Origin of the sequence: Bacillus sp. M6-12, assembly GCF_002860285.1 — a bacterium.
Lineage (GTDB): Bacteria > Bacillota > Bacilli > Bacillales > DSM-1321 > Peribacillus.
In genome coordinates this window covers 121711-134320 of record NZ_PGVF01000016.1, presented here as the reverse complement: position 1 = coordinate 134320, position 12610 = coordinate 121711, and the positions used below count along the sequence as shown (strand labels likewise).

Below are 12610 nucleotides of genomic sequence, written 5' to 3'. Positions count from 1 at the left end.
GAAGGAACATAACGGGTAAAGAAAATAGAGACAGGAACAAACCATTCTAATGGAGGGATAATACCATGAAAAAATCAACCATGAACTTTGTTTTAGGATCTATTCTTTCAGCCGGCGGCGCCGTATGGGCTTTTCTCGCTTATAGGAAAACACTGAAAGCATCATTTAACGTGATCGAGGATTTGGATATGAGAAACAACACAAAGCTTGACGAAATGGAAAGCGTGGATGCAGATAAAGATCCGCGAGAAAAAGGACTTACACAATATGATTCCGTTTTAAAAGCAGATTGGGTTGCAAATGGTTTTCCACAGACAAATCAGGAACTGAAAAAAGGGAAAGAAATAAGCAAAATTCATGTACAAACAAAATAAAAGATGTTGAAGGACTTAATCTTCTCACTTAATAAATAAAATTAATTAAAACAAAGTCTTTGATTTTCCAGATCAGAGACTTTGTTTTTTTATACTGGATTAGATTAAGGGGATATCTCTGTTTAACAATTGAGTGTGCAAAAATCCACTTAAACTAAATTGCTTTTCTTCAATAATCAAGACCTTATTTGAGAACTTGATTTTATTCGATTAACAAACAATACTATTAATAAATCCTTTTTTAATGAAAGGCCTTTCCTTTTAAGCAATGACATCTCTTTTTTTGAAAACGAAATAGGCTAGAAATTGGAATAATATAAAATATACAGCGAGCATGGTGACTGAAAAGGACAACGTCATGCCATCGACCGCAGGCATACCTTCGAAATATTGGGTTAAATCTGTATTGGCAAACAGCACATATTTTGCCCAGTCAAACTTTGCAGCCAAAAGGTTCGTTAGCTCTCGTCCTGTAAACATTAAGAAGATGGATAGTCCGATCGCAAGAGAACTGTTCCTGAATACTGCCGAAATCATGAAGGCCATTGTTGCTAGCATAATCATTTGAATAGATTTTAGTCCGTACATAATCACCAAATGGAATACCATGCTTTGTTCAGTAACTTTTCCATTAAAATAATTTAAGTACGGGACAGCTGTCTCTGGTGTCCCAAAAAGGATCACTCCTAAAATAGAAGAATAAACAAATGCTATAACAAGCATTACTATTGCAAACAAGAGTACGGCACTGTATTTAGCAGCAAGAATTTTCCCTCTGCTTATAGGCCTGATTAATAATAATTTAATAGTTCCCCAATTAAACTCCGAAGCTACTATGCCCGCAGCAACGATGATTACGAATAACCCGGCAAACTGTATCATATTAGAAGCATCGCTTACAAAACTCCACACAGAATAGTCTTCAGATGAAACTTGATGTGCAAGCCGATATTCTTTAACAGCAATATCTCTTTTTACAAACTGCTTTTGGTTTTCAGGAGCGTTTTCCATTGCTTCCAGTTCTTTTTTTGAAGCAGAAATTTCTGTTTGAAGCTGTTGTTCCCACTTTTGCTCACCTTCACCTTTTTGATTAGCCGCTGTATCAGCATTTCCTTCCTGGTACTTAACCGCACCCATCACTGAAACCATTAGCAGCATCATACCAATCATCACATATGTTCCTGGCCGCCTAAATAATTTCATTAACTCATTTTGAAGTAAACTAAACATGTACTGCATCCTCCTTATTTTCAGTAACCTCCAGAAATCTATCTTCAAGGGTTTTAATAATTTCCTTAACTCCATAAATCTGTATATCAGCATTGGCCAATGCGGTTACGACGGCAGGTATTTCTTCCTTTTTTAAAGGCGCTGCAATTCCATCCTCCACCAGCTGAAATTCTATTCCCGGGAAAATAGCTTGCACCAATCTCATTGCTTTTTGGTTAGGAGAAACTTCAAATTCATAAATTTTTTCTGTTCCATGGACAAAGTCACTAACCAGCTGCACGTCAATAAGCTTACCGCTTTGGATAATCCCAATCCGATCACACATCATTTCCATTTCAGAAAGCAAATGGCTTGAAACGATAACCGCCATATCCCGTTCTCTTGCAAGCATTCTTAGATGATCCCTGATTTCCCGGATTCCAGCAGGATCCAATCCATTTGTTGGCTCATCGAGTATAAGAACTTTAGGATCATGCAGCAGGGATTGGGCAAGCCCCAGCCTTTGCCTCATACCGAGCGAATAAGTTTTTACCTTATCATGAATCCTGTCCGTAAGACCAACCAGCTTAATTACCTCATCGATTTTTTCTTTCTTAACTCCTTTTGACATCCTGGCAAAGTGAACAAGATTCTGATATCCGCTTAAAAATTTATACAGCTCGGGATTTTCAACGATCGCCCCTACCTGAGAAACTGCTTTTTCAAAGTTATTTTTTATACTGTAACCTAAAACTTTAATATCACCTGAAGTAATCCCAATCAGGCCAACCATCATCCGAATGGTTGTCGTCTTTCCTGCACCGTTCGGGCCAAGGAAACCAAACACCTCTCCTTTATTCACCGAAAAGCTGATATCTTCAATAATTGTTTTACCTTTAATCGTCTTTGTAACATTTTGAATTTCTACAATCCTGCTCATCTTCTATCTCCTCTCACTTATGTTTGTGTCAATATTTTAATCAGTCTAATCCCACGGTTTACCGAAAAAAGAATCTTCAGTTCCCTCTCTTGCATCTATAATTTACAATCTGGAAGTCATGAAGTATGGTGCCATAAGTCATTTTAAACAGTCAGATTTAGTCATGATCTTTCACTAAAACAGAAAAAGGCCGACTCATAATCAATATTATGAATCAGCCTTAAATAGCTTAACTTATTTACTTTTCGCGGATTAAGCTTTCATCCATCACTTTCATAATAGCGGAAGAGCGGTTTTTGACATTCAGCTTGGAATAAATAATAGAAATATAGTTTTTGACAGTTCCTAAAGACAAAAACATTAATTCAGAGATTGCTTTGTTTGGCAGCCCCTGAGCAAGATACTTAAGTACTTTTAATTCTTGATCATTCAAGTCATAAGGATTGGAAGCTGACTGCTGCTGTTCACTAGGATCGGTTTCACCATAATTTATATTTTGGAAAACTTCTCTTGCCAGATGCTGAGGCACAAGTGAACCGCCATGAAATACCAATTCAATTCCTTTTATTAAAAATTGAGGGTCAACTGCTTTTAAAATATAGCCTTCCGCACCTGCATTTAATGCATTCCTGACATGGGTGATATCCTGAAAGGTGGTCAGGATAATAACTTTCACTTCCGGCCACCGCTCTTTTATTTGCTTTGTTGCCTGTACCCCATCCATAACTGGCATTTGAATATCCATTAATACAATGTCCGGAATATTTTTTTCACATAGCCTGATGGCTTCTGCTCCGTTTTCCGCCAGACCGATAACCTTGATTTCCGAAATGCTTTCCAGAACTATCCGCAAGCTTTTTCGGATGAGTTCCTGATCTTCAACAATTATCGTATTGATCATATGCTAATAGCCTCCTCCCTTCCAAGCGGGATAGTACAGATAACTTGTGTTCCCTTTCCCTCATTCGATTCAATTTTTAGAGTCCCTCGTAATGCAGCGACTCTGTCCTTCATGGTATGCAGACCGAAACCTGGAGTTATAGTGCTTGAACCAATACCATTATCCTTTATATGCAGTATTAAATAATCCCTGTTAAAGAAGATCTTGATTCTGACTTGACTCGCATGCCCATGCCTTTTTGCATTCGTTAATGATTCCTGTAAACAACGGATCAGAGTAAGCTTAATCCTTTGCCCAACTTCCCTCTCGTTCCCTTCAATGAATAACTCCACTTCTGTATCTGTGTGATTCATAAACTCTTCAATAATTTCATGGAAGGAATCAGCTAATGTTTTCACCTCGTCATTGGGGGATAGCTGATGGATTGTATTTCTCACATCATTTAATCCTTTGCGGGTTAAGGCGGAGATTTCCTTAATACTTTTTTCTACCTCTGCATCCTTATTGGCATCAAGCAGATAGGGGAGTGCATCCAGATTGGTTATCATTGAAGTAAAAATATCGCCCACCGTATCATGCAAGTTCTGAGATACCCGATTCCGTTCCTCTATAATGGTTAGTTCTTCAATTCTTTTAGAATATTGCTCCAGTGTTGCATTTTTCTCCTGAATGGATTCGATTAGCTCGTGTCTTTTATTATTAATAACAGTTACCCTTCCCAAGGAAAAGCCTAATCCATAAAAAACAGCTAAAATCAGTATGAAATTTAATGAACTCTCAGAATAATCTTTACCGGCAGAGATTATTCCCATAGTAAAAATACTTACAGCAATGAAGGGACCGACCCATATTAATGGCCTTATTTGACAGACATAAGCGATTGTTATCAGGGGAAAACAAATAAAACCATTAATAGCAGGCAAATGAAATTGATTCATCATAAATAAATACATGCCGCCGGTTAATAATGTTTCTGCCGCTAAATAGTAATGGAGCTTTTTATATCCCGGCCTGTAAAAGAGATAAGGGACTATATAAAGCAGAATAAACCAAATCAAAATAAGCAACTTCGTTGAAGCATTACTGAATAATACTAAAAACGATCCACCGTTAAAAATAACCCATAAAGTCCGAACACAAAATAAGAGGGTATCCTGCCAATTCCAGCTTCTTTTAGCCAATCGTTCATCTTCCTTCAACTTTCATATATGTATATATTATCCTATTTCCAAAATCGGACGGTCAATATAATTTTAGTGTAATTTAAAAAGGATAAGCTGTTTATAAAGGCCAGCGGAATTAAATTATTAATTCTTCTGGCCTTTGCTTGAACTATTTTAAGGGCACTCAATTAGGAAAAGTCCCTATTTCATCGATTCGGTTATCCCGCTATACAGCTTCTCTACTATAATCTGATACTCCTGATTTATTGTTTCTTCGTCCACTTTCTTCAGCTCCCGGTTATACATGATCCACTCACCGTCAACCATTACATGATGAATCCGTTCCTTATTGGTTTCCATCATTAAATTATGGACTGCGGTGGAAAAGTTACCAGTCTGGATATCTGGGATAAATGAGTCCTTTTTAATAAATACCATGTCCGCAGCAAAATTGTCCTCGATGGAGCCATGAGAACTAAGCTGGTAGGCCGCTGCCCCATTTTTTGTAGCCATTTTGAAAATATCCTCCGCGGTAAAACGCTGAATAGGAGCGCTATTCTTTAATAAAAAATAAGATATCTTCATCGTTTCCCATATATCAACACTGGCAAAATCAGTACCTAAGCAAACATTGACCCCTTTTTCAAGCATCTTGCTGACTGGTGCTATTCCAGCAGCAGTCCAATAGTTAGATACCGGACAATGGACTACCGATGCACCTGTTTCTGCAAGGAGAGTAATATCCTTCTCATTTAAATGAACTCCATGGTATAAAACTGTTTTGTGATCAAGGAGGTCCCGCTCCTTGTACAGTTCCACCGACGATTTACCATAACTTGAGAAAATAAGATCTTTCCGCCAATCGTTTTCCATGCAATGTGTTAAATGAATAGAATCATATTTTTGTTTAATTGTCTCACAGTTTGCTAATGTTTCATCCGTGATATCTTCCTCTTCAAGCAGATGGGTTCCAAACGAAATATTATGTATCTTTTTATTATGATAGTCGGCAATTTTATCGTGGGTATCTATCAGCCCCTTCAGCCCTACTTTATTTATGCTTTCGGCCGCCAAATCAGGCCACTCCTGTGGTTCCGATTCGCTGGTAAATACAATCCCCTGCTTTACCATTTCGATATACGCTTTCATTAGGACAATTTGATAATCACTGCTTGATAAATTATCCAGTTTATCAAAATATCTCTTTTGAATTTGTCCCTGGCTGCTGTCATTACACCAATCTTCTATTTTAATGTCCCGTGCTATCCCTTTTGCTGAAAGAGAATATCCATGAAAGTGGGAATTATATAACCCTGGTATTATAATAAATTCCCTGCAGTCCATCGTTTGTTCATCTGGCTGAGTGGAGCTAGTGTCCTCTAATACAATGATTTTTCCTTCTTTTACCAATAAATTGCCCTGGACGACATTATAGTCTGCATTCAGATAATTTGCATTTTTTAATAACACGCTGACCACACTCTTCCTTGTTTTCTAATACTCTTAATATTATTTTAATTCACAAAATAGAAATAAGCCATCTTCTAATAAACAGGCAAAGAAAGCCGGCACCTCTGCCCGCTTTCTTACTTACTTTAACATAGCCTATTTTTTAAAAAGGTTAAAACTGAAATCATCTGACAGCGCATCCTTCACCTGCTCTAAATCCTTCTTAGAAGCCTCGCCCTGTTCAGCCTTCTCTTGAACCTTAACCAATGTTTCTTCTTTTTCCTGGAATTTTTCAAATGCTAAGTCCTTTATTTTATTCCCTAAAAAAGGGGCTTCCACTTTTTTAAAGTCATTTATTGCACTTATTACATTTGCTAGTTGTCCAGCAACTCGTTCCTGATCATCTGCCGTTATTTTGTTTTGATTCTCAAGTTTTTCTAACGTATCCAAAGCTTCATTAACTTTATCTTGAAGGGCTTCTGCGGCAGAAACAATCTTCTCTGATTTTGAGTCGGAAAATCCAGTGTCAATCTCAATCGAGCAACCAGTTAACATAAAGGCAAAAGCAACGATAAACAAACATAACATTTTTTTCACATAAATCATCCTTTTTCAGTTATTAGTGAACGCCGGTAGATTTAGGCAGCACATTCTCCCGTGTTCATCTGAGTTTATTATGAAATAAAAAAGTCATGTGAATAAGTGAGTTATGGCTAACTTCAAAGATTGATTAGTCATGAAAAAGTCATAACATAATTATTCTTCAGCAAGTTTTCATGAGTTTTAACTCACAGCCTATCTATGAATGGAAAGAAAGCATAAAAAAGGACTGTACCTCGCAGGTATCAGTCCAATATTTCTTTATAAATTTATCTATCTACACAAAAACGGTGGCAGCTTGTCCAAGTCTGCTCCTCTCTGCTTATTTATGTTTACAGGTTTTCGTTGAACCAAGGCCGCGGAGCTTCCTCGTTATTGGTGTAATCCCGCTGATCCCGATTGTTTCCTCTTTGGTCACGGTTATTTCTTTCCTGATCACTATTGTTTCTTTCCTGGTCGCGGTTGTTCTTCTCCTGATCTCTGTTGTTTCTTTCCTGGTCGCGGTTGTTCTTTTTCTGATCCCTGTTGTTTCTTTCCTGGTCGCGATTGTTCTTCTCCTGATCCCTATTGTTTCTTTCCTGGTCCCGGTTGTTCTTTTCGTGATCCTTGTTGTTTCTTTCCTGGTCTCGGTTATTTTTTTCCTGATCCCTGTTGTTTCTTTCCTGGTCGCGATTGTTCTTTTCCTGATCTCTGTTGTTTCTTTCCTGGTCGCGATTGTTCTTTTCCTGGTCGCGATTGTTCTTTTCCTGATCCCTGTTGTTTCTTTCCTGGTCCCGGTTGTTCTTTTCCTGATACCTGTTGTTCTTTTCCTGATCCCTGTTGTTCTTTTCCTGATCCCTGTTGTTTCTTTCCTGGTCGCGGTTATTTTTTTCCTGATCCCTGTTGTTTCTTTCCTGGTCTCTATTATTTCTTGCTTGAGCTCTATTGTTTCCCATAAGATCTTTTCCTTTCAAAATGTATTTTCTAACGCCCGCCGCTAACGCAGCGTAAAAACAGTATTCAAGTTTGCATTCGCTGCAAACAATTGAGTGTAATTTAACTTCGAGCTTTTCATACAATACTTAGAACTCTGATATATATTCGTTCCGCTAAAGCTATCCCTCATTGCATCAAATGCAATGAAGGCGTAAACTACACCCGGAATATACATTCAGACCTCCTTCCCTATTACTTTTTATGATATGCTCCGTAAATCAAACAGCTTGTACAATGTCTAGGCAATAGAGCATTTTGAGCGGAAGTTTGAAAAGATAGGAAATTTCATTAGCTAAATAAACCTAGCTGAATTGGCAATTAATCTAACAACTCCCCGGCTCTCTTTATAAATGAAAAAGTAATGAAAAACTTAAATTGGTTATTGTACAAAAAACGTAATTAGATTATTATCTAATTAGTTAATCATAAAATTAGAGGTGAACACTTGATGCAGTTAAATAAATTGGTGGAGTTTCATAAGGCTTTAGGCGACTTGACCCGCATCCGAATTATCGCCTTATTGCAGCATGGCCCCCTTCATGGGCAGGCCATTGCAGGAAAGCTCGGGCTGAAGCCCCCAACCATTACCCATCACATTGCTAAACTTCGGGATGTCGGCTTAATTAAAGAGCGCCGGGAGAAAAATACTATTTACTTCTCGCTCAATACAAAAATCCTTGAATCCAGTTCAGCGGCAATTAACTCAGTCGGAAAGGGGACGGCAAATGAGATGAATGTAACGGCAGAGGAAAGAGAAAGCATCATTAAAAATTTCTTTACTGCAGATGGCAAACTTAAGAATTTCCCTGCGCAGCGAAAGAAAAAGCTTGTGGTTTTGGCCTATATGATTAAAGGGTTAAAATTCGGCACAGTGTACCACGAAAGAGAAATGAACGAATATCTTAAGCAGTATTATGATGATTACGCAACCTTGCGCCGAGAGCTTATTATGTGCCAGTTTATGTACAGAGAAAATAACCAATATGAATTAAACCCGGAAGAATTATGGTGGTTAAGCTAATATTTTTTTACCTAAGTAATTAGATATTCTTCAAATTAGATAAACGTTAAAGGTGGCGGTCTCTTAATGTGGGGAGCTCTTTTCAGGCAGGAAAATCAGTATGGGAAACTATTTTATGCTGGAGTGGTCAATGGGATTGGTGACCGGTTCAGCTCAGTAGCTGTTTATGCCATGCTGCTGCAAATAACAGGTTCAGGTTTTGCAGTTGGTGTTACCCTGGCCATAAGGCTTTTTCCTTTCCTGTTCTTTGGCCCAATTGGCGGGATTTTGGCAGACCGTTACTCCAAAAAGAACATTTTGATTATTACCGATTTATCGCGTATTATTTTCGCATTGCTTCTGCTTTTCGTCAATGGTAAGGAAGACATCTGGATCGTTTATCTTGTGTCTTTTTTTCTGGCAGCAGGTGAAGCGATATATTCCCCAGCTCGAAAATCATCCATACCCAGGCTTTTGAAAGACAAAGGAATCCTCCTAAAAGTGAATAGCCTGGAGCAGGTTATGGTTGGGATTGTACTAATTGGAGGTGCGTTTTCCGGGGGAATTGTTTCGTTTTTCTTTGGTCCTCAATTTACATTTTGGCTGAATGGATTTTCCTTTTTGGCCGCTGCATTCATCATTTCAACCATTACTTTTCCGTCTGAAGAAAAAGTAATGAAAAGTGTTCACCGGGAAAAACTTCCTTTATCGACAGTGAAAAAAATCATCCTCGCCTCGGCACCGTTACAACTTGTACTGCTGGGCCAAATTTTTGTGGCGTTAGTGGCAGGGATTGATAATGTATTAATAAGTGTGTATGCCGTAAATGTTTTTAATTTGGGAGGTTTCGGTGTCGGCGCTTTTTATGGAGCACTTGGAATCGGGCTGATGGTAAGCTTCTCTGCTGCCAACAGATTAAAAAAGAACTTGCTGGTAATCGGAATTGCCTGTTTAATGCTGGAGGGAGTTTTTCTCGTTTTACAAAGCCAAATCTATTTCGTAATCACTGCCTTTTTTATTTTTACCGGTGCAGCTTTTATGTCGGGCATTGGAAATGCTTGTTTCGATACAGTGCTGATGGAGGAAATTCCTGAAGACCACCATGGAATGGTGTTTGGCCTAACAGAAACCATATCAAACACTCTTATAGGAGTTTCCATGTTCTTTGCCGGCCTGGCTACAGAATTTATCCAGCCTAGAACAATGGGATTAGCGGGCGGTCTTTCTTACATCTTTATTGGAATATTTCTATTAATTGCTTTCTGCCTTTTAAAATCAAAATCTTCTGTACCAGAAAACGTCAATCAGTAACTGGCAGCACTCTTATAGTTTTTCCATTAATCCATCCATATTAAAAATCTTATAATGGATGGGTTGGCTTTACCTTCAGCCTTTTGACTTGTTTAACGCAGTTTGTATCGCTGTTGCCACTTTTAAAAGGTACGATTCTTCATGGGGCACAATTCCGCTCTTGCTTACCATTTTGCTAAATGGGATTTTATTTGAATTTTGGTCAATTTCAAAGCCATCCATGCGGATTTCATCCGCCTTTCCTTTGCATAGAGCAAAAAAACTATTTAACTCAGCTCTAGCAATTCCCGAAACTTCTTCCTTTTGAAAACTAAACTGACTATTTAATCCTTCTGTCCTATACAAAAACACATGAGCTAATTCATTATCTATAAAATGTTCTGTAGTGTTAGCGTCTTTAATAACCCCCAAATACTCCAGTTCATCCATGGAAACATCAATTCCCAGCTCTTCATGAACTTCCCTTATTCCATCCGCAACTGATTCATGAGAAAGGATATGACCTGCTGCCGTAATATCAAAAAGGCCTGGAAAATCCTTTTTCTCTTTACTTCTAAGCTGGAAATACACATAATCTTTATTTTCCTCCCTGCTAATAAACCAACAGTGGAAGGTCTCATGCCAATATCCGAGATTATGAACTTCCTTCCGGGAGGCTGTCCCCGCCTGGATATGATTCTCATCAAAAATTTTCAGCATTTCATCATTCATATTAGTCTCCTCCAAGTCCGCATTTGATAGTTTTATTATCTCTTATGGAAAGGCATGAAAAAAAGGGAAAAGAACTTTATTTTCTTTCCCCTTTTAATAATTTGGCTAGTTATTATTTTAGATTCTCAAAGTTAATGATCATTAAAAAAGATTGCAGAGAAAATACGTTTTCTCTGCAATCTCTAAACCGTCTGTTAAACAGGTACTTCTTTTGTAAACTTACTATTTCTAAGCTTTATCCAAGCTGAAAGAATGAAAACAATAGCCAGCAGCAGCACTTGAGCTATGAGCGTTTCCCAAGTTGGATATAACCCTATCCATTCAATGAATGGGAAAGGGTGAATTGTATGTGTCGCAAGAATCTGAGAAACTTGCAGTGAGTGGATGCTTATTCCAAGAATCTTAAAGGATAAAAAATATATTAAGATTGTTGCAGTTGTAAAGAACAGGTGAATTGGAATTTTTGGGCTGTAACGAATCAAGATATATCCTGCGGCAACCAGGATAGCTACTGCTACGGCAATTCCAATTGCAAGGCGATTCAGGCTCATATATGGTGCCATGCCTGTATAAAAAATAATCGTTTCTGCCCCTTCTCTAAAAATAGAGAGAAAAGCAATGAATGCAAATGAGTAAAGACTTCCCTTGGCAAGTGCTTGGCCCATCTGCTGGTTAATATAGCGGTTCCAGCTCCCGATATTCGCTTTACTGTGGAGCCATGCACCCACAGTCAGCATCATAATGACAGCTACAATCCCCGTATACCCTTCAATATACTCACGGCTGGAAGAGGCGGTCAATTGGGAGAATACCAGGTTAATAACTAGTGCCAGAATTGCACTGGCAATTACTCCTGCACCAACCCCAATCCAAATCCATCTTTGCTTATCTGCCTGATTTACCTTTTTCAAAAAGGAAACTAAAGTAGCGACGATAAGTAACCCTTCCAGACCTTCGCGCAGCAATATTAACGCTGCGTCCCAGATAGAGTAACTGGTATCCTCCAATACCTGGCTTAACCGATTCTTTAAATCCTGAATTATCTTATTTGCTTCACTAGTTTTGACCTTCTTTGACTCCAGCAGTGAAATAGCTGCAGGGACCTGTGTTTCTACATCACTATATAGTTTGCTATCCCTTGTCTGTACTTCACCTTCCACCATTGGCCATATGGTTAAGATTTCATTTAATTTCTTGGAAGCTTCCTCATTTTGGCCTGAAGCAATATGCTTTTCACTTTTTGATAAAAGAGCGGTAACGTCTTTTAACGAAACATCCGTGACAGCAGACGCTTTTACTTTTCCTGCTAAAAGGTTATTAATAGATGTTTGGAGTGCTACTATGCCCTCTTTCGCTTTTTGCAGGTCAGCCGGTTCCTGTGTGAGTGCAATCCTGATGAATGCCATATTTTTTTCGATTTCGCCATAAGAAACGACGCTTTGATTTCGAACAATTTTCTCAACCGCAGTCCATTTATTTAGTAATACAGGATACTGCTGCATCGCCTTTTTTGCATCCTCAGCAAGTATGGCTTCTTTCATTTGGTCTACATAAGGAAGCAATCCTTTAATTTTGGTTTTTTCCTGCTCTTTATCAACAGGATTTTGTTCCTCATCATAAGCTACTACAGAACTGGAAAGCTGTGACAACAGCGTCTTTATTTGTTCCTGGTCACCTTTTCCCTTCTTCAGTTCAGTCTTTAGCTGAGCAAGATTTTTATCAACATTAATTGCCTGTTTACTATTTGGTTTCTTAATGGTGGTCCATACTGTTTCAAATTCGTCTAAGTTGGCGGAAACTGAGTTAATATCTCCCGATTTTGCCTTCATAAGACTATCGCCAATCAAAACGAAAAGTTCATCTTGATCTGCTGCTGCATTAGCAGAAGAAATGTTTAATGTTAAAAACAGTATGGCCAGTAATAAACATAACAGCACTTTTGCCTTTTTCAATGCAATCATAACTCCTTCCTATCCT

12 protein-coding genes are annotated in these 12610 nt (G+C 38.3%); 3 read left to right on the top strand and 9 right to left on the bottom strand.

What is annotated here, in order from left to right:
- Positions 1-65 precede the first annotated feature (65 nt).
- Positions 66-374, top strand: a complete 309-nt coding sequence (locus CVD28_RS18910; RefSeq protein ID WP_101595131.1) for a hypothetical protein — start codon at positions 66-68, stop codon at positions 372-374.
- A 261-nt stretch (positions 375-635) separates the two neighbouring features.
- Here CVD28_RS18910 and CVD28_RS18905 read toward each other — a convergent pair whose 3' ends face one another.
- The 7 genes from CVD28_RS18905 to CVD28_RS18875 all read right to left on the bottom strand — a co-directional run bounded on the left by CVD28_RS18905 (position 636) and on the right by CVD28_RS18875 (position 7571).
- Entirely contained in the window at positions 636-1604 is a 969-nt protein-coding gene (locus CVD28_RS18905) for an ABC transporter permease (protein ID WP_101595127.1), read from the bottom strand.
- Positions 1597-2523, bottom strand: a complete 927-nt coding sequence (locus tag CVD28_RS18900) for an ABC transporter ATP-binding protein (protein WP_101595123.1) — start codon at positions 2521-2523, stop codon at positions 1597-1599. The genes CVD28_RS18905 and CVD28_RS18900 overlap by 8 nt, the downstream gene beginning before the upstream one ends.
- 238 nt (positions 2524-2761) lie before the next feature.
- Complete coding sequence (locus CVD28_RS18895) at positions 2762-3424, bottom strand: response regulator transcription factor (RefSeq protein ID WP_101595120.1); 663 nt, start codon at positions 3422-3424, stop codon at positions 2762-2764.
- Positions 3421-4605 (bottom strand): sensor histidine kinase, encoded by a 1185-nt coding sequence (locus CVD28_RS18890; protein ID WP_101595117.1) that lies wholly within the window; start codon positions 4603-4605, stop codon positions 3421-3423. Before CVD28_RS18890 ends, CVD28_RS18895 begins: the two co-directional genes overlap by 4 nt.
- A gap of 183 nt (positions 4606-4788) precedes the next feature.
- Positions 4789-6057 (bottom strand): amidohydrolase family protein, encoded by a 1269-nt coding sequence (locus CVD28_RS18885; protein ID WP_101595112.1) that lies wholly within the window; start codon positions 6055-6057, stop codon positions 4789-4791.
- A gap of 135 nt (positions 6058-6192) precedes the next feature.
- Positions 6193-6633: a hypothetical protein gene (locus CVD28_RS18880; protein WP_101595108.1), complete on the bottom strand. Its 441-nt coding sequence runs from the start codon at positions 6631-6633 to the stop codon at positions 6193-6195.
- Positions 6634-6968: 335 nt separating this feature from the next.
- Positions 6969-7571: a hypothetical protein gene (locus CVD28_RS18875; protein ID WP_101595104.1), complete on the bottom strand. Its 603-nt coding sequence runs from the start codon at positions 7569-7571 to the stop codon at positions 6969-6971.
- A 488-nt stretch (positions 7572-8059) separates the two neighbouring features.
- Here CVD28_RS18875 and CVD28_RS18870 point away from each other — a divergent pair, with 488 nt between their 5' ends.
- Together CVD28_RS18870 and CVD28_RS18865 are read left to right on the top strand one after the other, a co-directional pair.
- Positions 8060-8632, top strand: coding sequence for a DUF2087 domain-containing protein (locus CVD28_RS18870; protein WP_101595100.1), 573 nt, complete (start codon positions 8060-8062; stop codon positions 8630-8632).
- Positions 8633-8698: 66 nt separating this feature from the next.
- Complete coding sequence (locus CVD28_RS18865; protein WP_101595096.1) at positions 8699-9922, top strand: MFS transporter; 1224 nt, start codon at positions 8699-8701, stop codon at positions 9920-9922.
- A 75-nt stretch (positions 9923-9997) separates the two neighbouring features.
- On the opposite strand, the gene CVD28_RS18860 is transcribed toward CVD28_RS18865, so the two are convergent.
- Positions 9998-10633, bottom strand: a complete 636-nt coding sequence (locus tag CVD28_RS18860; RefSeq protein WP_101595092.1) for an NUDIX hydrolase — start codon at positions 10631-10633, stop codon at positions 9998-10000.
- A 194-nt stretch (positions 10634-10827) separates the two neighbouring features.
- Positions 10828-12594 (bottom strand): FTR1 family iron permease, encoded by a 1767-nt coding sequence (locus tag CVD28_RS18855; RefSeq protein ID WP_101595088.1) that lies wholly within the window; start codon positions 12592-12594, stop codon positions 10828-10830.
- Between the last annotated feature and the right edge of the window lie 16 nt (positions 12595-12610).